Raw genomic sequence first — 19,646 nt, forward strand, 5'->3', positions numbered from 1 at the left:
GGAACGCGGAAAGGTCCGAAGGTGCGTTCCTAACGGGATTCCAGGGCCGACCGGGTGACGTTCCTGAGGAACAGCACCGGCGTCGCCGCTGTGGTTACCGCGAACACCCCGAAGGCCAGCCGCATGCCGCCCAGTTCGGCCAGCAGGCCCACCAGAGCCGCACCGAGCGGCATGGCGCCGAAGCTGAAGAGCCGAGCCGCCGCGTCGTAGCGGCCGAGCATCTCGTCGGGGACCTTGCGCTGGGCGACGGTCCGGGAGTTGACCGTCCAGAGCGTGCCGCCCATACCGCCGAGGAAGGCACCGCCCGCCACTGCCCAGATGTTGGTGGTCAGGGCGGGCAGCGCCACCATCGCGGCGGTGCCGATCAGGTCGGCGAACATCGCCCGGCGAACACCGAGCAGCCGGTTCACCCAGGTCACAGCCATCGTGCCGGCCAGCCCGCCGATGCCGAGGGCGCTGAGCACAATGCCGTACTGCTGCGGTCCGAGTTCCATGGCCTGCTGGGCGTAGAGCGGCATGAGCGCCAGCCAGGCGCCCCAGACGGCGGCGAGCACGCCGACGACCAGCGACAGTGTGCGCAGCACCTCGTCTCGCCAGAGGAAGCGCAGCCCCTCGGCGATCCGGCTGTTGACCGAGACGGGAGCCGCGTCCGGGGCGGGCCCGTCGGCCCGGAAGTGGCCCACCAGCAGGAGCAGGGCCAGGGCAGCGACCGCGTAGGAGGCGCTTATCAGCCCCAGCGCGAGACCCGTCCCGGCGGCCAGCAGCAGCCCGCCGATGAAAGGCCCGGCGAACTCCTGCCCCACGGTCTCGGCCCCCACCATCCAGACGTTGGCGCGCTGCCGGCCCGCAGCCGGCACCGCAGCCGGTACCAGAGCGGAGGCGGAGGTCGAGGCCAGTACGTCGGCGACGCCGAGGATCACCCCGGCGGTGAAGAGCTGGCCGAGCGTGAGGGCACCGGTAACGGCTGAGACGGTGAGCCAGCCCATCGCAGCCAGCCGCATCCCATTTGCGCCCCAGAGCAGCCGCCTCCGGTCGAAGCGGTCGACGATCACGCCGATGTGCAAGGCGACAAGCAGCCAGGGCAGCGTGAGGGTCAACGAGACGGCGGTGACCTGGGCGGGAGAGCTGGTGAGCTGGGCTGCGAGCAGGGGGAGGGCCATCTTCATCACGCCGTCGGCGAGGTTGGTCGCGGCGGTGAAGCCGACCAGGACAGCGGTGTTGCGGCGACCAGGGTCTGGTGGGGCGCAGGGCCCCAGTGTCGACGTGCCGAGGCTTTTGTCGGTCTGCGTTCGTTCAGGCACCGCTGTGACCATGACCATCCCCTAACTACCTAACGCTTTAGCCGGTGAGATCACTTTGACGTACACCCCCGCCATCGCGCAACCGGTAAAACGTTTAGGCGGTAGAGTGGTGGAAACCTGTAGGAGGTGACCCGCAATGCTGGAGCCACCGGCCTCAGCCGTCCTGGTGGAGGCGTTCGCCAACACGGTCGACGTGGAAGAGGCACATGATGAGATCGCCACCCCGGCCGGACTGGCCGACTGGCTGAAGGACCGCGGCCTGCTCGACGCACCCTGCGAGATCCCCACTGAAGTGCACGAGAACTATGTGACCCTTCGCGCAGGCATCCGCGAGGAGTTGGGCGCCCATGTCGGCGACACCCCCGACGCGGAACTGCTCGCCGCGGCGGACCGGGTGCTGGCCGAACACCCTGTGCTGGTCACGGTGCGCGGCTCACTGACCCCTGCGGCGGAGCTACCGGCGGAGTGTGGGCCGCTGGCCACGCTGGCGATCGCGTGGAGTGAGCTGGTCACGACCGGGGATGCTGCCCGACTCAAGCGCTGCGCAGAGCACACCTGCGGTTGGGCTTTCTGGGATGTGTCGAAGAACCGCAGCCGCCGCTGGTGCTCGATGAAGGTGTGCGGGAACCGCAACAAGAGCCGGTCCTACGCGTCCCGGCAACGGCAGACGATCTAGCCGTCGGTCGGCCGCGTTCCTGGGGAGTAGGGCATTGTGGTGCACGTTCGTGTGTACCGGGCTGTGCACTTTCACGCGAACGCCGACAGCAGCCTCCTGGTCGGCCGGGAGTCCGGCAGGCACCGGGCCGTAATGGATCTCCGGACCGGGTTTCACGTGGCGAGGCGGTCCGACCAACTGCGGGCACACCGACCGTTCGCCGCAGATACCGCAGATCCAGATCCGCGACGCCTTCTCACCCTGCGGACGTCGATGCCGCCCCGAGCCCGACTCCGTCACATCCCAGGCCATGCCCTGCCCATCGATCCACCCAGCCCACCGGCACGGCCCCGCCGGCGACGGGCCAGCAGGCCACACCGGCAACGGACGCAGGGCACAGGCGCAGCAGCGGGCACGGACGGCGGACGGCGGGGAGCAGCCGAGGCCGGCGGACCGGGCAGCGGGCGCAACACGCGCAGCCAGGCCCCTCCCCGCCACATCACACTCGGTCAGAGCTGTGCAGTACAGCTGTGTTCAGGGACGCTCAGTCGTGGATCTCCCAAGCCCTCTGCGGGAACCAGTGGGGGAGGTCGTCGAGCGCCTCCGCGGGGAAGAACACCGGCCGGGTAAGAAGACGGTCGCCCTCCCGTTGGACGTTGACCATCAAGCCGAGGGAGTACGAGCAGGGCACACCCGCGCTCATGTAGGCGAGCTCGTCGTCCGGACGCGTCTCGGCGCGCTCCAGCATCCACCGCTCCAGCACGGACGGCACCCGCCCGACGAGAGCGGTCCCCTCCGCGGTGACCTGCGGGCCGCACAGGGCGTCGACCACGATACCGGACAGCCGTTCGTCCTGGTAGTAGAGCTGGGGCCCGAACTCCCGGAACAGACCCTCACTGACCCTCCAAGTGCTGTCGCCCCGCCCGCCGGTCCACGTGCGGTGCTCGACATCTGCGGTGACACCACTCATCGAGTCCGTCACCTCGTCAGCACTCATACCGAAACGCAACGGTCCCACAGCCGTGAACGGCTCCAGCACCCACTGCTCGCGTTCCTCGTCCGGCCGGACATTCCACCATCCCTTAAACATGATCAACACCCTGCCCGTCCCCACTGACACACAGGGCAGCCGGACCGCTGAACCCCACGAAGGCCATCCACCAAGGCGGCCTGACAGCCACCCAGCAGCCGACCCTGGACTTCTACCTGCCAATGTCCTCGCTCATCAACTGCTGCAGTCGGTCCCTCAGGTCACCCGCACGATCCTTCGCCTCGTCCAACGCGGCCATGCCAAGGGCGTCGAACCCGTCCGCCATGTCGCGGCTCCGGCTCAACTCTCGAAACACCGCGTCCGCGGCGAGCACTACGTCCGCCGGCGCCACAACATGAAGCCGCTGCCGCACCGCCCCCAGACCATGGGCGGTGAACGCCTCCTGCACAGCCTCACCCCGCTCGCCCGGGGGCAAGGCCCGCAACACCTTCAGCAACGCCTGCGCGGTCTCCTCCAGCGCGGTCAGGAACTCGCCGTAGACACGCACCCTCAGCTCTCGCGTCCACCGACGCTCCTCCCACCGCGCCCGACGCAGCTCCGCCAAATGCGTCGCCACGGCCCCCGGACACACACCCACCAACGCGAACACCGGCGCTATCCAACTCCCCATGGCCAAACCGCTACCCAGCCTCCCCGCCCAGCACACGACAAGCGGCCCAGGGCTTCGGCGTAGTTGACGGACGCCCGGTTTGTGGTGATCTGTTGGCTGGTGGGTGCCCTGAAGGCAGGACAGGCACGGCTTCCAAGATCATGGAGTTCTCGACGCCCCGTGACCTGTCTGGAAGACCGTGCCTGCCGACGCAGCATCCCCGATCCCGCCTGCCCTTGACCAGCTACGCGAGCAGTCCGACGCCGCTCCCGGGGAGGTCCCCTGCCTGCTGGAGCGACTGGCCCAGGTACCTGACCCACGCGATCCGCGCGGCTGGAGCCCCGCCATGTAGCTGTCGTGGGTCTCGTCGTAGCACGTGGCCAGGCCCCGCCACGCTCGGATTCCGTGGGAGACCGGTTGCCCGCCCGCGCTGCCGCGCCTCTTTCGGTACGGCCCGTTCAGACAGCGGAAAGGTGCAGCTTGAACGGCGAACCGTTGGAGCTGGGCGTCCAGCCGTTCGACCGCGCGGCCCGAATACCTGCGGCGACTTCGCGCGGTAGGACGACCTCAGCCGGCACCATGTTCGGTTCGAGCACGGCCGGCCGACCGGTCTCCACGACGAGCGTCGTTCCGGGACAGGCCGCGTCCTCCACCATGTAACCCAAGGTGATGCCGTCGTAGTCGCAGCACGGTTTCCTGCTCACTCGCCAGCGGTACTCGACGCCGTCGACGACAATCCGGCGGGAACCCTTCTTCGCCAGTGCCACTCTTTGCCCTTCGGCCTTCGACTGCTCGTATATGTCTGTCGCCGCCAGTCTCCCTGTACGGCACACGCGTGTCACCGGGTTTGGCCCAGAGCTTCGGCGCAGTCGCTTGGCATCTGCTTTGTGATCACGCAAGGCCGAGGAGCGCGAGGGGCCGGCGTGCGTCGCGCGCGTTGCGGCGGAGGCCGGCCGCAATGTTCCTGACGCCGCTCAGCCGCAGGGCTCCAACAGCGAGGTTGCGCCAGGTCGCCATGGCGCGGGGAGCGTTCCCGGTTCGCAGTTGGGAGGCGTCCTCGGCGAAGGTCGTGTCGCGGACGTGGTGCAGGGCCTCAATCTTCCAGTGGCCCCGGATCAGTTGCGCGAGCTGGTGGTCTTCCATCGAGCCGAACTGGAAGAACTGCGGGATAAGGCCCCCATAGGCGTCTCCCGATGGTTGCATCTCAGCGTCCGTCTCGAACTGGTCGATCAAGTCGGTGAGCGGTGTTCCGTCGATGTACGGGACGACTTCAAGCACGCTGCGATACGCGTGGCCTCGGCAGTCGAAGAGGATTTCCTGGTTGGTCATATGCTGATTGTTGCAGCTCGTGCCTTCCTTGTTCCTCCTGATTATGGTGGGCAGCTTCAGGGGATTGAGGGGCGGTGTCCACCAGGTTGAGATCGTCCCTGGTCAGCGAAGGAGCTCGGCGTTGCTGGCGGTCCGCTTCAGCCGGTCCAGGAGCAGTTCCGTGGCCTGCTGGCCGTTGAGGCCGCCCAGGGCCCGGCGCAAGGCCCACGCCGCGGGCGTGCGGGCGGGGCCGAGAAGGAGTTCCTCGCGGCGGGTGCCGGAGGCCTTGACGTCGACTGCCGGGAAGAGGCGCTTGTCGGCGAGGCGGCGGTCGAGGCGGAGCTCCATGTTGCCGGTGCTCTTGAACTCCTCGAAGATCAGGTCGTCCATGCGGGAGCCGGTGTCGACGAGGGCGGTGGCCAGGATGGTCAGCGAGCCGCCGTTCTCGATGTTTCGTGCCGCGCCGAAGAGCCTCTTCGGGTGCTGGAGTGCCGAGGCGTCGAGGCCGCCCGAGAGGGTCCGTCCGTGAGCGGGTGCGGTGGCGTTGTAGGCACGGGCGAGGCGGGTGATGGAGTCGAGCAGCACAACGACGTCGTGGCCGAGTTCGACGAGGCGCTTGGCGCGTTCGACTGCGAGTTCGGCGACGGCGATGTGCTCACGGGCGGGCCGGTCGAAGGTGGAAGCGATGACCTCGCCCTTGACCGCGCGCCGCATGTCGGTGACCTCCTCCGGACGCTCGTCGACCAGGACGACCATCAGGTGCGCCTCGGGGTGGTTGCGGGCGATCGCCGCCGCGACCGTCTGGAGGACGATCGTCTTGCCGGCCTTCGGCGGCGCCACGATCAGACCGCGCCGGCCCTTCCCGATCGGGGCCACCAGGTCGATGACGCGGCCGGTCAGCTGCTGCTGGTCGGTCTCCAGACACAGTTGCTCCTGCGGGTACAGCGGCGTCAGTTCATGGAAGGCGGGCCGGGATTGGGACCTGTCGATGGGGTCGCCGTTGACCGTGTCGATGCGGGCCAGCGGCGTCTGGGCGGCACCGCCCGAACGCGGGCGGGTCGCGCCGGTCAGGACGTCGCCGGGCCGCAGGCCCAGTGCGCGCACCTGGCCGGCGGGCAGGTGAACATCGCTGGACCCGGGGAGGTAGCCGGAGGCGCGCAGGACGGCGCTCCCCTCGCGGATGTCCAGCACACCGGCGACTGGGAGGAGGTCGCTTTCCACGGTGGTGGCCGGCTGCGCCGGCCGGTTGGAGCGGCTGCGCGTTCGCGGCGACGGCAGTGCGGACCGGCCGCCGCGGCTTTCGGCGTCCGCGGGCCGGGGACCGGCCGTCGGCATCGGCGGCCGGCCGGTGGAGCGCTTGGCGGTGATCGCCTCAACGAGTTCGCCCTTACGTAGGCGGGCGGCGCGCGGAATGCCCAGGGCGCAGGCGAGTTGGTGGAGATCTGTCTTCATCAGGCCGTCCAGCGGCCTGGTGGTCGACGGTTCGGTGGTGGTCGTCACGATGAGGTACTCCTGTGGTGTCGAAGGGTATGGCGGCGCCCGGCGGGCCCGGCGTGAGTGGCACGCAGCGGTGGGCGGCTCGGCCGGCCGGGTGCGGGGAGCGGGGAGCGGGGAGCGGGAACATGGTTCAGCTGCAGCGCTCGGCATGGGCGTGGGCGCGGCAGCGTTCTCACGGCCCTGCATGGCCGCGGCGGGTGGGAGTCGGTTGCCTGCCGGTGAGGGTTCGCCGGGACACTGCCGGGCAGGGCGCTCTCAGGTGTTGCCGTCGTGCCAGGCACGGAGCAGGAGGAGGGCGGTGGTTTTCCGGTGTCCGGGCCTGCCACGGTGGGGTGCTCCGGTGTGCGGTGGCGCCTGGTTCCCGCACCCTGAGGGTGGGCGTCCAGTATCGCTGTCGCGCATTTTAGCACCTCGCGGCCTGGGCAGCCAGGCGGCGTGCTGTTGGCACCGTTGGCTGTCCAGGCGGATCCGCAGGTGAGGGTTGGTGCTGTTGGGCCAGCGGCGACGACGGTAGGCCGGGTAGTCGGCGATCGCCTCGGCGGTGTAGTCGTCCAGCGGCCGGTCGAATCCGTCCGGGTCGAGGCGGCGGCCGGCCAGGTCGACCTCGTCCAGTTGGAGCGCACGGATGCGCCGGGCGGGCAGTGCGTGGACGCCCGCGAGGGCGACGACCACGCGCAGGGCGGGATCCTGCCGGGCAGCGAGGGCGACGGCGTCGACTTCCTGATCGGAGAACGGAATCGGCACCGCGGCGTGGTTCTTGCCGGTTGTCACCCCTCGCATCGGGTTGGCGAAGACGAGCCGTTCCTTCTTCAGCACGTTGAACAGGCTCCGCAGGGCACTGGCCTCGTGCACCCGGTTAGGGCGGTCGGTTAGGGCGGTCGGCCAGCCAATTGGCGACGTCGTCACGGGTGACCTGACGCAGTGTCGTGTAGGTCGACGTCCGCTCGCGCAGGAACCGCCGGACCAGCCTCATCTGGGTAACGACCGTGGGCTGGGAGCGAGGGAGCCAGCGCCGGGTGCCGTTGCGCGAAACCGCGACCCAGGCGTCGACCTCGGCCCGTATCCCGGGCAGAAAGGAAGTCCAGACGCGCGTCGCACCAGGTCTGCACGGCGTCGGGCCGGTCGTCCAGCAGCACGTCCAGGTCCTCGAAGACCTCCAGGACGTGGTTGGAGGGGATCGCATTGTGGGTGAGTTGGGCGATCGTGGACGCTCGGATCGGCTCACCGATCTCGTGAACCACGCAGAGGATGCGGATGCCCCTGCGGACGGAGCCGAGCGTGCGCGGAGGCCAGCCTCTCAGCTCCGCGATCCGTGCGGCGTGCGCTTCCAGGACGGCGGACAGTTCCGGATCCAAGAGCGGTGCCAGGCTGGACTCCGCGCAGGTCACGGACCATCTCGAACAGCGGCAGCTGCCTCCAACGCGACCGCACGTAGTGCAGCCGCCGGTCCGGTGGCCCGTCCACGGTGTTCTGCGGACGAGGGCCGCCCCACGGTGGGGTGGCGGCCAGCTCTTCCATGTCGCCGGATCGCCGTACGCGGTGCTGCGCCCCATCCCGTGTCCGTGTCTGCGCTGCGTGTTCGCGATTCCTGGAGGCGTTTCCGCGTGGGTTTGCGGGCCGGTGTGCCCCCGGGAAGGGGCGGGGGGCGTGGGTTCCCGGAAGAAGGGCAGGGCAGTGCATGGGGATTGACCAATCGTTGAGGGCGCCCGTGAGGGCGCGAGGGGCGGGACCGGGCCGTGGAGCGCTCGTTCGCTCCGGAGGGAGATCGGCTGCGGGGCGGAGTTCGTGGCGGATGGGCTGGTTCGGGTGATGTGGCGCCGGGGCTGGTCGATCGCGCCCAACGGCCGCGGCCTGTACGGTCTTCGGTGCTGCGCCAGCAAGGTCATCTCTGCCACACATTTCCCGGGGGGACTCATGAGGCTTCGCCGGCCCGAGTGCACGAGGCTTCGGCGGCCAGAGCGGTCGGATCGCTCGAACAGCACGCCGGTCGTCGTAACGTATCTGCTGACGCTGGATGTCGTCCTGTTCGCCGCTGTCGTCTCGGCCGCGCTTGGGCACGGATTCTGCGCGGCCCTCGGCGGGCCTCAATGCGGCACCCGTGCTGCTGTCCATCGGCTGGTCATCGCGTTCGCGGCGACATCGGTCACCGGCGGCCTGTGCCTTTGGTGGCGGCGCCCGGCCTCCGCAGCCTTCCAACTCATCCTGGCCCTCCTGTACGGTTTATCGGCCGTCAATACCCACTAACGAGGGCGCTGGTTCGTACCGGCGGAGCCGAGGGGCTCGACGCGGGTGAACTACTGGTCCGAGCGCCTCGTGAAACTCGAACGCTGGGCATCCCGGACCGTCGCATCGCGTGACGGTCACGAGGAACGGGCGATGCTGCACCGCTACGAGGTCTGGCACCACCTACGACGCCTCCGGGGCCGCCTCGGCACCGGCCACGCCACCCGCCTGCAGATAGCCAACGTCTGCAGCCACATCACCGCCGCAGTCAACTTCCTGGACTGGCTGGCTGGCTGGCAGAGGTCTGACCCTCGCCACCTGCACCCAGTCTGACCTGGACCAGTGGAAAGCAGGCGAGGACCTCAGCTACCGCGACCAGACCGGCCACTTCATCCGCTGGGCGACCAAGAACCGGCTGGCGAAGGGGCTGACCTTCGGCGCCGAGCGCTGGCAGGGCCCGGTCGGCCCCCCACGACTCCGAGGGCCGGTGGGACGACGCCCGCAGGCTCCTCCACGACGCCACGCTGACCACGGCCGACCGGGTCGCCGGACTACTCCTACTCTTCTACGCCCAACGGCTCAGCACGATCAGCAGCCTCACCGTCGATCAGGTCACAGAGGCGAACGACCGGGTTTCGATCCAGATGGGAACCTCCCCGACCATCCTGCCCGAACCACTCGCCGCACTCGTCCTCGACCTGATCGCAACACGTCGCCCCTACACAGTGATCGGACACGCCAACCAGACGCCTTGGCTGTTTCCAGGTCAACGCCCAGGCCAACACATCAGCGCCGACCGACTCGGCCTACGGCTGATCGCCGTCGGAATCCAACCAGGCCAGGCCCGGTCCACCGCCCTGTTCGCCCTCGCCGAAGAGGTCCCGGCCGCGATCCTGGCCCGCATGCTCGGCATCCACATCCAAGTCGCCGTCCAGTGGCAGAAAGCGTCCGCCGGAGACTGGGCCGCCTACGCCGCCGACGTCAGCCGCCGTATCCCGGAGAACCGATGAAGCTCCCCATCACCATCCACCAAGTCGCTGCCGCCCGCTCGTTGGTGTCCTGTCAGCGGGGTCTGGCATAGTCCCGGCCATGGAGACCGACGAGTTCTGGACCATCATCGAGACGGCGCGCGCGGCGACGGATACAAGCCCTTCGACGAGGCGTTGACCGACGTCCTGGCCGAACTGCCGTTGGAGCGCATCCTCGACTATGACGAGCGCTTCCACGCGGTCCACGAATCCGTCTACCGCTGGGACGTGTGGGCAGCCTCCTACCTGATCGGCGGCTGGTTCTCCGACGACGGCTTCATCGACTTCCGCGCGGGCCTCATCAGCCTCGGCCGGGAGTGGTTCGAGCGAGTGGCGGCCGCGCCGGACTCCCTCGCCGACCACCCGCTGGTCGACAGCTCCGGCTCCGTCGACGACCTGGAGGAGGCGCTCCTCCAGGAGGATGCCAACTACGCGGCGCTGGGAGCCTATGCCCGGGTCACCGGAGTCAAGGACAGCTACTACGACGCGCAGGAGGCCCGGGCGGCCTCGCGGCCGAAGCGCGAGGACATCGAGCCTGACATGGGCGAGAAGTGGGATTTCGAAGACGACGGCGAGATGCGGCGGCGGCTGCCCCGGCTCGCGGCGCTCTGCCTCGAAAAGGATGACGATGACGAGGAGGGCGACGAGGACTGACGGCAGCCGCCTTGGCTTGTAGCGAGAGGTTCCCGAGATCAGCAGGCCCCGGCCGACAGCACGAACCGCCCCGTGGCCTCGTCCTTCCCGAACGGACGAGGCCGCGACGACAGCCCCCACCGACAGCGGCCCGTACAGATGCGGGAGAAGCCGCAAAGACTGAAAGGCAACACAGTGGCATTGGCCAAGAAGGGTTCCCGCCGCATCGTCGTCGACGGCGTCGAGTACCGCTGGCGGGTGAGCAGGCAACACTTGTGCTGCGACTACGAAGGCAGCACCTTGGGCTACGTGGCGGAGGACGCGACCCGCCCCGGAACGACGCTCGTCGTGGAAACCGGACGGCCGGCCGTCCTCAACCCGGACATGGTGCCGGCTGAGGTCGTCCTGCCGCGGGAAGTCGCCGCAGGCATTCGGGCCGCGCGGTCGAAAGGCTGGACGCCCAACTCCAACGGTTCGCCGTTCAAGCTGCACCTGTTTGCTGCTTGACCGGGCCGTTGCAGTTGCGCCCGTTTCGGTCGTGTCATGCGGCTGTGGCCAGGGAGCGTCCGCCCCAGCGGATGCCCTTCTCACTGCGCACGCGGGCTCGCTCCGCGCGTTGGGCGGCCAGGACGTCGGGGTGGCGGTTGTTGGCGTTGCGCCAACGGAGGTAGGCCTGGCGTTTTCGGGCCAGCACGGTGTGGTTGGGGTGGCCCGAATCGCCCATCGATTACGCCCGCAGGCGCCGCATCGACTACGACCAGCTCCTCATCGCCACCGACTGGAAACAGATCTGCCGCCGCACCGGGGCCCCACTCGGCCGTGAGCACCGCCACCAGGTCGCCCGCAACCTGCTCTTCCAACGGATCAGCGGCATGCCAGCGCATCTCTCCCCGGCCGCCTACACCATCACGGACACTCCAAGACGCACATATCTGAACGAGTTCACGGCCAGCCTCACCCCCGCCCTCGCCGACGCACTGGACAACGCCGCCCAGGCATTCCTTGACGATCAAGGAATCCGGGACGAGCCGGTCACCTGGCATCCACCCACCTCGCTCATGGACGGCCTCGACCTGCCCGGCCCTGATCCCGCCGCAGTGGACATCGAGCTGATGCACGAACTGGTCATGGCGGCGCAGAGCAACATCAGCACCATCGCCGAGCAGCTCGCCACCTCCGTCGAAGTCCTTCGGCACCTTCTTCAGCGGCATCCACCATCGCCTCCACCGCTGACCGCTCACCAGTTCCGAGCACGCGGACGAGCCATCGCCGCAGCCCAAGCCGCACTCTCCCGAGAAGAGTTGACACGTCTCTACTGCGACGAACGGCGAAGCCTCGGCGAGATCGCTGAGGGCTTCGGACTCAACCGCATCACCCTGACCCGGCTCGCGAACGAGTACGCCATCCCCCTTCGCCGACACCGGACAGCCCGCACGGTCATCGATCGCACCTGGCTCTACGACCAGTACGTCCACCACCAGCGCAGCCTCGCCGACCTCGCGCAGGAGAAGGCCATGAGCCCCGCGAACATGCGACGTTGGGCGAAGATCCTCGGCGTCCCGCTCCGATCACGCGGAGGAAGCCGACCCGAATCGGCCATCGACTGATTGCGGTCGAGCTGGCAAGTCACCTCTTCGAGTCGTCCAGGCGATGAAAGGCCCCTTCGAACTCTCCTGACGCAAGCAACTCGGCGATCACACTCACCATGCCTCGGATGCCGGGATCTCTAACGATCAGTCCGTCCGAGCTCCAGAAGCGTCGACCACCTGCCGCTTCTCCCGTCTCCTCCCACCTCTTCATCAACCGGTCGACCTCAGCCATCGTGAAGATCGTCGCGCTCCAGCGCGAGCCATCGGGGAGGTGGACCTCAGCATCGACGTTGCAGACCTCGTCGAGCACCTCATCAGGGCTCGGGAGAAACAGCGCCTCGAATCCTTCGGCCCGGGCACGGTAATAGGGGCCGTCCCATCCGGCCTCGGCCTGCAGATTGCCCGTCGTTGTGGTCACAGCAGGAGCATCCCAGTACTCCGGATGACCATCCAACAGGAATTCGACGCCGCAGCAGTTGGAGAGCAAAGCACCGCCATTATGGGCTCGTGAACACATGGATGCGCTGCTACTGGGGCGAGGAAGATGTCTGGTTCTACTTCGAGGTGGACGCCGAAGGCTGGGTGACCCGGCAGGTCGAACTCCAAGGGCCGGAGCTGACCCCGATCGCAGCAGCCTCCCTCGACGAATGGCAGCAGGCCCACGACGCAGGCCGCCTCGATGAGTACGACGGCAGGTTCGGGATCACAGCCGAGCTGCCCGTCTCAGAATGGGAAGGCCACGACCCCGAGCAACTCACCGCCGAGGAGTTCGAGGAAGTCTGGGGTCCTGCCCGTCGGCAGATTGCATCCCGGCCCTGCTGACCTCTCGGCCCTGCGGAGGCTTCCTGGCATCATCTCGGCATGACCCCGACCCTTCCCCGCACCGTCCGAGCCGTCGACACCGCTCAGCTCCTGGACCTGGCCCAGGAGGCCGCCATGCACGGCTTCAGCCAGCGGCTCCCGGTCGACTGGCTTCAAGAGCACCTCGCCGCAGAGGCGGCGCACTACCTGTTCCCTACGCTCATACAGCGGCTGAGGCACCGTCCCGAGGTGCCGCTGCAGTGGAGGTGTCAGCAACTGCTGACCGTCAGGACCGGCGAACAGATCTGGGGTCTGCTCGACGTCCTTCCCGAGACCTTCGACAAGCTTCCGGAGACCTTGGACACGGCGTCCAAGAAGGACATCGTCAGCCGCATCGAGCGAGCAGTGACCCAGCGCGAGTGGGTGGAACGGATGGCTGCTGATCCAGACCCTGAGGAAATGCCACTGAACTGAGATACGAGCACCCGGACATGGGCTGAGACAGCCCAGGAACTCCCTGGTCAGGGCTGTGCTCTATGACACGAGCCGCGAGATCCTACAGGGGCCCACACCGACCCCACCAGCCCCACCCGGCCTGCTGGCCCAAAGCCATCCGCGCCGTCCGGGCCTGGCTCGACCCCTGGATCACCCTCCAACGCTGCTGGCGCGCCCGGACCAACGCACCCCCACCACCCGAACTCCAAGCCCTCATCGACGCCGTCGCCACCGGCCGCCCACTTGATCTCTACTCCCCGGTATAACAAACCACCGGTAGTTCGAGCATCGTCTCTCTCTTCCCCGTCGGACCGGTCGGCCTCAGCCCTTGAGGTCCGTCTCCTTGCCGTCGCGCGTCACGGCGACGCCGCGGGGCACCTCCACCCGGAACTTGGCGTCGCAGTTGGCCAGTCCGGTGCACTGCGCCTGGAGTTCGAGGGTTCCGTCCTCCAGCGTCCAGATCTCCTTGGCGTCACCGACCTTGGCCTTGTCGAACCAGCGGGTGACCTTGACGTCCTTGCGGTCGGCCGGGACGAGGTCGGTGGGGATGCCGTGCGCCTTCACGTTCAGGGACTTGCCGCTGAACTCGAAGGCCTTGTCCTCGGGCGCGGCGTCCGAGGCCTTGGCGCAGCCCGTCAACGGGATGAGGGCGGCCACGGCGAGAGCGAGCAGGGCGGGTGTCGCCTTCGGGCGAGAAATCACCGGTACCTCCGGGAGTCTGGGATCGGGCACGGTGGAGATCCTCGCCGATCCGCGGCCGCCTGCCATCTGCCGTTCGGCAGATATTCGCGCCGGACGCGGGCGGTCTCCGAGCCGTCGGGACCGGTCAGCCCCGGCCCGTCCGGTCGGGTCGCAGCGGCAGTTCCCCGCGGACGCGCCAGCCGCGGGCGTGCGGGCCGGCGGACAGGTCGCCGCCGAGGGCGCCGATCCGCTCGGACAAGCCGGCCAGGCCGGTGCCACCGCCGCCGGGGCGGCGGGCCAGCAGACCGCCGGGGCCGCCCTGCCGTCCGCTGTCGGTGACGGTGACCCGCAGGGCGGGGCCCGGGACGCGAACCACCTCCACCTCCAGCCGGGCCGCGCTCGGGGCGTGCCGGCGGACGTTGGTCAGCGCCTCCAGGACGACGCGGTAGGCCGCGTCCTGGATCTCGCGCGGAGCGGCTCCCTCCAGGCCCGGCTCCAGTTCGAGGGAGCCGCCGGTCGTGCCGGACGCCAGGAAGCGCTCCACCAGCTCCGGGAGGTCGGCGAGGCCGTGGACCTTGGTCGGCGGAGGTTCGGCGAGCGTGGGTGCCTCCGGGCCGCGCAGCGTCTGCAGGGTGTGGTCCATCGAGTCCAGTGCCCGCAGGCCGGCCGCCTCCAGGCGGGACAGGAGCTCTCTGCTCTGTTCTTCGTCGTAGGCGCTGACCTGGGCGGCCTGGACCTCCAGCAGGATCCCGGTCAGCTCGTGGGCGACGAAGTCGTGGAGATCCCTGCCCACGTCGAGCCGCTGCTCCCGGCGGGCGCGCTGGACGGCGCGGGCCCGCTGGTCGTCCTGGACCCGCAGGTAGAGCCCGACGCCGACGGCGCAGGCCACCGGGAACGTCGCCATGGCGACGGCGACCACCGACGGCGCGAGGACCGTCTGCGGCAGCCGGAGGGTGAAGCGCAGCGGGAGGGCCATCAGGGCGAGTGCCAACGCCGAACCGACCAGGGCAGCTTGGCGGACCGGCGCCCGCCGGATCACCCGCCAGGTCAGCACCAGCATGGCCGCGAATTCGACCGGGAGCCACGGCAGCACCAACCCCCGCGGTCCGGGATAGACGGCGTCCGTGACGAGCGAGAGCCCCGCGACCAGGCCGGCCGCCAGGACCGGGGCGACCGGACCCAGCGGCCGGCGCAGGATCGCGGTCGCCATCGCCGCGACGGCGACCACGACCACGATCCACGCACTCGGTGGGGCGATCACCGCCGGAGCCGCGATCAGTGCCGTCGCCGTCGCACACACCGTGCGGCGGCGATGTGCATCAGGCATCAGTTCGGTCTGCACGGGCCGAGCCTACGCACGGCAGGGGAACGGTGCGCCCCCCGACAGATGACCGATCGTCAGGCATCTGTCGTTCGGCAGATCTTTTCGGCACGACCGGACAGCATAGTTGAGCACGATGCGCCGCCCGGCCATCTCCCCGGCGGCGAGAGAGGCCGTGAGCAAGCAGGCCCATCGGGCTCACCCTGGCCACGCTGAGCCGGTACAGGTACGGCAGTTGCTGCCCGATCACGTAGCCGACCACGAGCAGCGGCACCGCCACGAGCGGTCGCATCCAGTCGATCCAGCGGCCCGTCAGCACGATCCGCGCCAGCAGCATCCCGAGCAGGCACTCCGCCAGGCGGGTGAGCGGGAAGAAGTACACCACCCAGTACTGGTCGATCGACACCCCGAAGAGCGGCATGGGGCGGTCGTCCGTGACGAAGTTCTGCGCCACCACCGGCACCAGGACGGTGACCAGCACGCAGGCTCCGGCCCAGAGCCAGAGCAGACCCGGCCGGATCCGCTCGATCAGCCGGTACAGCAGCGGGAAGAGCGCGTAGACGGCCAGGTCCGCCGAGAGCGACCAGGTGACGGTGTTGCCGACGTCGAAGTACGAGGGGTCGGGCACCCACGCCTGGAGCAGCAGGGCCTGGGCGCCGAGTCCTGACCAGTCGGTCAGGTCGCCGTAGTGGCCGATCAGCAGGATCACCGCCACCAGGGCGACCCAGTGGCTGGGGAAGATTCTGAACAGCCGCCGGCGCCAGAATCTGCCGACGCCGTCGGCCGGGCGGTACGACCAGGTCAGCACGAATCCGCTGAGGACGAAGAAGTACGACACCGCGACGTGCCCGGAGGTGCCGAGGGCGTTCAGGTAGTCCCAGTCCGTCCGGGCGTTGTCGAAGATTCCCTCCAACGAACTGTGGAAGAGGAAGACCGGAATCATCGCGAGGAATCGCAGACCGGTCAGTGAGTCCAATCGGGTTCGGTTTGTTCGATCGTGCATGGGGGTGCCTTTCGCCGTTTCGGTGCCGCATGTGCACCGGACCGGCCACCCTGATCCGCGATGACTTCGGCACTCGACGAGCGAAGGAACACCTCACTCGGCCAATCGACCGGTCGCGTATCCCATCTCGAAGACGCGCACGGCGATTCCGACCCTGTTCTTGACGCCCAGCTTGCGCTGAATGCTCGCCACGTGGGTCTTCACCGTGCCCGCCGAGATGAACAGTTCCCCGGCGATGTCGGAGTTCGTCTTCCCCTCGGCCACCTTCCCCGCGATCTCTGTCTCCCGCCCGGTCAGCGACTCGGCCATGGCCGGGCCGCCCGGACGGACGCCGGTGACGTGCTTGAGCAGCCGGACCGTGATGGAAGGGCTGATCAGACTATCGCCCGCCACCGCGGCCCGGACCGCCTCGACCAGCAAGGTCGGGCCCGAGCGCTTGAGCAGAAATCCGGAGGCGCCGTGGCGCAGCGCCGGGTACACGTATTCGTCCAGATCGAAGGTGGTGACGACGACCACCTTGATCGGAGGCGTCGCCGAGGGGCCGGCGATCAGGCGGACCACCTCCAGGCCGTCCATGCGTGGCATCCGGATGTCCACCAGCGCCACGTCCGGCTGGAGCCGGCGCGCCGCTTCGACCGCGGCGACGCCGTCCGCTGCTTCGCCGACCACCTCCATGTCCGGTTGGTTCTCAAGGATCCGCCGCATTCCGCGGCGGACCATCTCCTGGTCGTCTGCGAGCAGTAATCGAATGGTCACAGCCAGGAATTCTGTCATAGCGTCGGACCGGGGTGCTCCGGTCCGCCGGGTGGCAGCACATCGTCGTGTCGAACCACGTCCCCGAGCTGCCCGCCATCCTCCACGCCCTCGGCGTCACCCCAAGGCTGACGGCCACCATCAACTCGGCCGCCACCGGCCACGAGAAGCCCCACCCGGAGACATTCCGCCTCGCCCGGCTGGCGGCCGGCCCCGGCCCGCTGTGGATGGTCGGCGACAACCCCCACGCGGACATCGCCGGAGCCCAAGCCGCCGGCATCAACGCCATCTGGGTCCAGCGCCCCAGCCCCCGCGCCATACCGGACCTGCCCGCCGCGGCTCGCCTCGTCCTCGAACACCATGGCGAAGACCGGGGACTGCGCTGGGAAATCCCGCCCGCCCCAGCCGAACGTCCCCGCGTCACCCGCCCGATCGGCTGGTCTCCCACCGTCTGCAACGCAGACGCCCGGCCAGCGCCCCGGACCAGGCGCGCGAAAGCCGGGCATGCACCAGACCAACCCCGCACCGGCCCAGGCCGAGTGCCTCACCGCGTTCGCCCGCCTGCGCGCCGGATCCCCCCAGGACGCGTTCGAGATCGGCGAAGGCTGCAACTTCTACCCGCCCTCGCCCGATCTCGGACGCCACCTCGGCGTGCTGCTGCACAACCTCGCCGCCCGCAGCAGCCTGTCCCGCTACTCCGATCCCTTCAACGGAGGAGCCAAGGCGGCCTTCGCCGAACTCACCTCGGCCCGGCTCGGAATTCCTCTGACCCGCCAGGACATCACCTTCGTCCAGGGCGGCACCGAAGCCGTCAGCCTGACCATCGGTCACCTCGCGGCCACCGGCCACAGCCTCACCCTGCCGATCCCGAACTACTACGGCTTCGACCAGTCCGCGGCCCACTGGGGCACACCCGTCGCGGCCTACTACCGCCACGACGGCGCCGTCCACCTCAACGGCGCCCAGCCCGACCGCCCGAGTGCCCTCGTCGAAGTCCTGCCGAACGGCGTCACCGGAACGCTCTTCACCCGACCGAACGGCTGCCCGGACTTCACCCTCCTCGATCCCGTGTTCCAACTCGGCGCCCACCACGAGCCCATCGTCCTGGAGGCCGCGATCCAGGCCCGGATGCAGGAACTCGCCCTCACCCACAGCGCGGTCATCATGACCGCCTCGAAGGACCTCGCGATGCCGGGCCTGCGCGGCGCCGCGATCATCACCCGCAACCGCGCACTGCAGCAGCACCTGGCCTGCCCAACCTTCCCGACACCGCCGTGACCCACCAGGTACACGCCCACCTGGACGCCATGGCCCAGCGCTTCCGCAGCAACAGCGAGCTGCTCACCGGACCGGCCAGCCCGCTCGCCTTCACCGACGGCCTGGTCCCCTTCGCCGAGTACTCCGCGTTCCCGCAACTGCACCTCCAGAACGCGGACTTCCTGGACTGGGTCCACCGGTGCGCCGTGAACGGGCTACGCCTGAACCCCACGGTCCTCCACGCCGGCACCGCCGCCGCCTGGAGGGCTCTTCACCCCGGCCGGTACCTGCGAGTCAACCTGTCCGAGTCCGCGGCACGAACGGCGACGGGACTGCAACGGCTGCACACCGAGCTGGAGCGTGCGAGGCAGTGAAGACCCCAACCGAGCAGGCGGCACCGGCCCTTTCCTTCAAGGCACCTGGAGGTGGAACATGATGATCACGCTCGTGTTGGTGCCGTACGTCGGAACCGGTAGGGAGGTCCTCGCACACGCCGCAGCGGATGCACCGGGACATGGCGCTGCACGGAGTCGGCGGCACGGACACCACTACGCGCGTGGTCTTCGCCGTCGCGTACCTGTTCGTTCTGCTGGTGTGGCCGGTCAACCTCTGCCACTGGATTCGACACCAGCGCGTGATCGGCCGACCGGACTGACCAAGGGGCAAGGGGCGCGCGAAGCCAGAGGGGAACACGGATCACGCAGGGCGGGATCCTCACCGGCCTGAGTGCTGGGCCGACCGAGCCCCGGGGATGGGCCGATGTGTGGGCTCTCACGCCCGGGAGCCGAAGGCTGTCCATCAACTCGCCGTTCCAACACGAGAGTTTCCCTGAAGTGATGACAAGGATACGGACACGCCCACGGGCGGGCGCGGTCCCGCGCACGCCGCCTCCTTCACCCAAGGGACGATTGTCCGGTGGGATCGCGGTCGCGTTCCGATCGCGGATCTCATCTGTCGGGGCTTCCACAATCGGCTTCCTGGCGTTACGTCAGGCCTTCACGACGGTCCTGGCCGCGCGCCCTGGACGGCGCGCCCATCGCCTCGATCACCGACACGCTGCTCGGAGCTCTGCTCGACCTGGCCGCCCATCTCGACCCGCGCGGCTGCGGAACCGACGCCAACGGCGCTGTCGTCAGCGTGTTGCGCCTGATCGTCGCCGCGGCCTACAACACTGCCGAACCCGGCGAAGAGGCGGGGCTCCTGTACGTCACACCAGCCATCGTCGGACTCAAGGGACGGCCGGTATGGCTGGAGCGCCGACGGGCCGGCGGGCCGATCACGGCCAGGTTTCCCGCCGATCGCTGCTGACCGGCATCCTGTCCCGGAGGAGGGCCTGGTGCATACCATTGTCCAGGTGCCGCTCGGAGATCACCAGTGGCCGAGGGTAGGAAGGCCTGCAGTGCAGGTCAGTCAGAGCCGGGAAGCGGCGCGAGGAGAGCGGTGGTCCCGGGCCGCCGCCCG

At 69.0% G+C, this 19,646-nt stretch carries 25 protein-coding genes and 2 pseudogenes; 13 read left to right on the forward strand and 14 right to left on the reverse strand.

Annotation, left to right across the window (positions count from 1 at the left end; genetic code table 11):
* Window positions 1-29 precede the first annotated feature (29 nt).
* Window positions 30-1,313: an MFS transporter gene (locus ACIOGZ_RS38860; protein ID WP_400812578.1), complete on the reverse strand. Its 1,284-nt coding sequence runs from the start codon at window positions 1,311-1,313 to the stop codon at window positions 30-32.
* Between the two features lie 124 nt (window positions 1,314-1,437).
* On the opposite strand from ACIOGZ_RS38860, the gene ACIOGZ_RS38865 reads away from it, so the two are divergent.
* Window positions 1,438-1,977, forward strand: a complete 540-nt coding sequence (locus ACIOGZ_RS38865) for a CGNR zinc finger domain-containing protein (RefSeq protein ID WP_363607682.1) — start codon at window positions 1,438-1,440, stop codon at window positions 1,975-1,977.
* A 523-nt stretch (window positions 1,978-2,500) separates the two neighbouring features.
* Here ACIOGZ_RS38865 and ACIOGZ_RS38870 read toward each other — a convergent pair.
* From ACIOGZ_RS38870 to ACIOGZ_RS38900, 7 genes are all read right to left on the reverse strand, one after another.
* Window positions 2,501-2,953 (reverse strand): hypothetical protein, encoded by a 453-nt coding sequence (locus ACIOGZ_RS38870; protein ID WP_363586106.1) that lies wholly within the window; start codon window positions 2,951-2,953, stop codon window positions 2,501-2,503.
* A gap of 205 nt (window positions 2,954-3,158) precedes the next feature.
* A complete protein-coding gene (locus ACIOGZ_RS38875) occupies window positions 3,159-3,494 on the reverse strand; it encodes a hypothetical protein (RefSeq protein WP_400989408.1) in 336 nt (111 codons plus the stop codon).
* 560 nt (window positions 3,495-4,054) lie between these two features.
* Window positions 4,055-4,363 (reverse strand): hypothetical protein, encoded by a 309-nt coding sequence (locus tag ACIOGZ_RS38880; protein ID WP_363586104.1) that lies wholly within the window; start codon window positions 4,361-4,363, stop codon window positions 4,055-4,057.
* A 124-nt stretch (window positions 4,364-4,487) separates the two neighbouring features.
* The gene (locus tag ACIOGZ_RS38885) at window positions 4,488-4,925 is read right to left on the reverse strand and encodes a hypothetical protein (RefSeq protein WP_400989444.1); all 438 of its coding nucleotides are present in this window, start codon (window positions 4,923-4,925) and stop codon (window positions 4,488-4,490) included.
* A 102-nt stretch (window positions 4,926-5,027) separates the two neighbouring features.
* A complete protein-coding gene (gene rho, locus ACIOGZ_RS38890; RefSeq protein ID WP_400989409.1) occupies window positions 5,028-6,404 on the reverse strand; it encodes a transcription termination factor Rho in 1,377 nt (458 codons plus the stop codon).
* Window positions 6,405-6,656: 252 nt separating this feature from the next.
* Window positions 6,657-7,253 (reverse strand): hypothetical protein, encoded by a 597-nt coding sequence (locus ACIOGZ_RS38895; RefSeq protein WP_363633613.1) that lies wholly within the window; start codon window positions 7,251-7,253, stop codon window positions 6,657-6,659.
* A 50-nt stretch (window positions 7,254-7,303) separates the two neighbouring features.
* Window positions 7,304-7,756, reverse strand: coding sequence for a hypothetical protein (locus ACIOGZ_RS38900; protein ID WP_363633615.1), 453 nt, complete (start codon window positions 7,754-7,756; stop codon window positions 7,304-7,306).
* Between the two features lie 934 nt (window positions 7,757-8,690).
* Here ACIOGZ_RS38900 and ACIOGZ_RS38905 point away from each other — a divergent pair.
* The 4 genes from ACIOGZ_RS38905 to ACIOGZ_RS38920 all read left to right on the forward strand — a co-directional run bounded on the left by ACIOGZ_RS38905 (window position 8,691) and on the right by ACIOGZ_RS38920 (window position 10,792).
* Window positions 8,691-8,957, forward strand: a complete 267-nt coding sequence (locus ACIOGZ_RS38905; protein WP_363633616.1) for a hypothetical protein — start codon at window positions 8,691-8,693, stop codon at window positions 8,955-8,957.
* A 311-nt stretch (window positions 8,958-9,268) separates the two neighbouring features.
* The gene (locus ACIOGZ_RS38910) at window positions 9,269-9,634 is read left to right on the forward strand and encodes a hypothetical protein (RefSeq protein WP_363633618.1); all 366 of its coding nucleotides are present in this window, start codon (window positions 9,269-9,271) and stop codon (window positions 9,632-9,634) included.
* Window positions 9,635-9,787: 153 nt separating this feature from the next.
* Entirely contained in the window at window positions 9,788-10,306 is a 519-nt protein-coding gene (locus ACIOGZ_RS38915) for a DUF4240 domain-containing protein (RefSeq protein WP_363633620.1), read from the forward strand.
* A 72-nt stretch (window positions 10,307-10,378) separates the two neighbouring features.
* Window positions 10,379-10,792 carry a hypothetical protein gene (locus ACIOGZ_RS38920; RefSeq protein WP_363633622.1) on the forward strand — a complete coding sequence of 138 codons (414 nt, stop codon included), beginning with the start codon at window positions 10,379-10,381 and terminating at the stop codon, window positions 10,790-10,792.
* A 34-nt stretch (window positions 10,793-10,826) separates the two neighbouring features.
* Here ACIOGZ_RS38920 and ACIOGZ_RS38925 read toward each other — a convergent pair.
* A pseudogene (locus ACIOGZ_RS38925) lies at window positions 10,827-11,000 on the reverse strand (IS630 family transposase); the annotation flags it as partial.
* On the opposite strand from ACIOGZ_RS38925, the gene ACIOGZ_RS38930 reads away from it, so the two are divergent.
* Window positions 10,987-11,892, forward strand: a complete 906-nt coding sequence (locus ACIOGZ_RS38930) for a hypothetical protein (protein ID WP_400989411.1) — start codon at window positions 10,987-10,989, stop codon at window positions 11,890-11,892. The pseudogene ACIOGZ_RS38925 and the gene ACIOGZ_RS38930 sit on opposite strands and share 14 nt — an antisense overlap.
* Before the next feature lie 19 nt (window positions 11,893-11,911).
* Here the strand turns inward: ACIOGZ_RS38930 and ACIOGZ_RS38935 are convergent, their stop codons facing one another.
* Entirely contained in the window at window positions 11,912-12,292 is a 381-nt protein-coding gene (locus ACIOGZ_RS38935; RefSeq protein WP_400812440.1) for a hypothetical protein, read from the reverse strand.
* Window positions 12,293-12,393: 101 nt separating this feature from the next.
* Between ACIOGZ_RS38935 and ACIOGZ_RS38940 the strand changes: the two genes are divergently transcribed.
* Window positions 12,394-12,696 (forward strand): hypothetical protein, encoded by a 303-nt coding sequence (locus ACIOGZ_RS38940; protein WP_400812458.1) that lies wholly within the window; start codon window positions 12,394-12,396, stop codon window positions 12,694-12,696.
* Window positions 12,697-12,735: 39 nt separating this feature from the next.
* Window positions 12,736-13,149, forward strand: coding sequence for a hypothetical protein (locus tag ACIOGZ_RS38945; RefSeq protein ID WP_400989413.1), 414 nt, complete (start codon window positions 12,736-12,738; stop codon window positions 13,147-13,149).
* Window positions 13,150-13,491: 342 nt separating this feature from the next.
* Here ACIOGZ_RS38945 and ACIOGZ_RS38950 read toward each other — a convergent pair whose 3' ends face one another.
* From ACIOGZ_RS38950 to ACIOGZ_RS38965, 4 genes are all read right to left on the reverse strand, one after another.
* Entirely contained in the window at window positions 13,492-13,872 is a 381-nt protein-coding gene (locus ACIOGZ_RS38950; protein ID WP_363586142.1) for a hypothetical protein, read from the reverse strand.
* Between the two features lie 124 nt (window positions 13,873-13,996).
* Window positions 13,997-15,178, reverse strand: a complete 1,182-nt coding sequence (locus ACIOGZ_RS38955; RefSeq protein ID WP_400989415.1) for a sensor histidine kinase — start codon at window positions 15,176-15,178, stop codon at window positions 13,997-13,999.
* The gene (locus tag ACIOGZ_RS38960; RefSeq protein ID WP_400989416.1) at window positions 15,171-16,148 is read right to left on the reverse strand and encodes an acyltransferase family protein; all 978 of its coding nucleotides are present in this window, start codon (window positions 16,146-16,148) and stop codon (window positions 15,171-15,173) included. The genes ACIOGZ_RS38955 and ACIOGZ_RS38960 overlap by 8 nt, the downstream gene beginning before the upstream one ends.
* A 120-nt stretch (window positions 16,149-16,268) precedes the next feature.
* Window positions 16,269-16,931, reverse strand: a complete 663-nt coding sequence (locus tag ACIOGZ_RS38965) for a response regulator (protein WP_400989443.1) — start codon at window positions 16,929-16,931, stop codon at window positions 16,269-16,271.
* A gap of 32 nt (window positions 16,932-16,963) precedes the next feature.
* Between ACIOGZ_RS38965 and ACIOGZ_RS38970 the strand changes: the two are divergent.
* The 5 genes and pseudogenes from ACIOGZ_RS38970 to ACIOGZ_RS38990 form a co-directional block, all read left to right on the forward strand.
* Window positions 16,964-17,215 (forward strand): annotated as a pseudogene (locus ACIOGZ_RS38970) (HAD family hydrolase); the annotation flags it as partial.
* A gap of 217 nt (window positions 17,216-17,432) precedes the next feature.
* A complete protein-coding gene (locus ACIOGZ_RS38975; protein WP_400845224.1) occupies window positions 17,433-18,206 on the forward strand; it encodes an aminotransferase class I/II-fold pyridoxal phosphate-dependent enzyme in 774 nt (257 codons plus the stop codon).
* Complete coding sequence (locus ACIOGZ_RS38980) at window positions 18,203-18,559, forward strand: hypothetical protein (RefSeq protein WP_400989446.1); 357 nt, start codon at window positions 18,203-18,205, stop codon at window positions 18,557-18,559. The genes ACIOGZ_RS38975 and ACIOGZ_RS38980 overlap by 4 nt, the downstream gene beginning before the upstream one ends.
* 140 nt (window positions 18,560-18,699) lie before the next feature.
* Window positions 18,700-18,840, forward strand: a complete 141-nt coding sequence (locus ACIOGZ_RS38985; protein ID WP_400989417.1) for a hypothetical protein — start codon at window positions 18,700-18,702, stop codon at window positions 18,838-18,840.
* Window positions 18,841-19,100: 260 nt separating this feature from the next.
* Window positions 19,101-19,493: a hypothetical protein gene (locus tag ACIOGZ_RS38990; RefSeq protein WP_400989419.1), complete on the forward strand. Its 393-nt coding sequence runs from the start codon at window positions 19,101-19,103 to the stop codon at window positions 19,491-19,493.
* Window positions 19,494-19,646 lie beyond the last annotated feature (153 nt).

The sequence above is a fragment of the Kitasatospora sp. NPDC088160 genome, from assembly GCF_044741445.1.
Classification (GTDB): Bacteria; Actinomycetota; Actinomycetes; order Streptomycetales; family Streptomycetaceae; genus Kitasatospora.

What these genes read in the sequence shown, in the direction of transcription:
- ACIOGZ_RS38860 (WP_400812578.1), bottom strand. Translation starts at nt 1,313, where the DNA reads ATGGTCACAGCGGTGCCTGAACGAACGCAGACCGACAAAAGCCTCGGC.
- ACIOGZ_RS38865 (WP_363607682.1), top strand. Translation starts at nt 1,438, where the DNA reads ATGCTGGAGCCACCGGCCTCAGCCGTCCTGGTGGAGGCGTTCGCCAAC.
- ACIOGZ_RS38870 (WP_363586106.1), bottom strand. Translation starts at nt 2,953, where the DNA reads ATGAGTGCTGACGAGGTGACGGACTCGATGAGTGGTGTCACCGCAGAT.
- ACIOGZ_RS38885 (WP_400989444.1), bottom strand. Translation starts at nt 4,925, where the DNA reads ATGACCAACCAGGAAATCCTCTTCGACTGCCGAGGCCACGCGTATCGC.
- ACIOGZ_RS38910 (WP_363633618.1), top strand. Translation starts at nt 9,269, where the DNA reads ATGGGAACCTCCCCGACCATCCTGCCCGAACCACTCGCCGCACTCGTC.
- ACIOGZ_RS38940 (WP_400812458.1), top strand. Translation starts at nt 12,394, where the DNA reads ATGCGCTGCTACTGGGGCGAGGAAGATGTCTGGTTCTACTTCGAGGTG.
- ACIOGZ_RS38945 (WP_400989413.1), top strand. Translation starts at nt 12,736, where the DNA reads ATGACCCCGACCCTTCCCCGCACCGTCCGAGCCGTCGACACCGCTCAG.
- ACIOGZ_RS38955 (WP_400989415.1), bottom strand. Translation starts at nt 15,178, where the DNA reads ATGCCTGATGCACATCGCCGCCGCACGGTGTGTGCGACGGCGACGGCA.
- ACIOGZ_RS38975 (WP_400845224.1), top strand. Translation starts at nt 17,433, where the DNA reads ATGCACCAGACCAACCCCGCACCGGCCCAGGCCGAGTGCCTCACCGCG.
- ACIOGZ_RS38985 (WP_400989417.1), top strand. Translation starts at nt 18,700, where the DNA reads ATGGCGCTGCACGGAGTCGGCGGCACGGACACCACTACGCGCGTGGTC.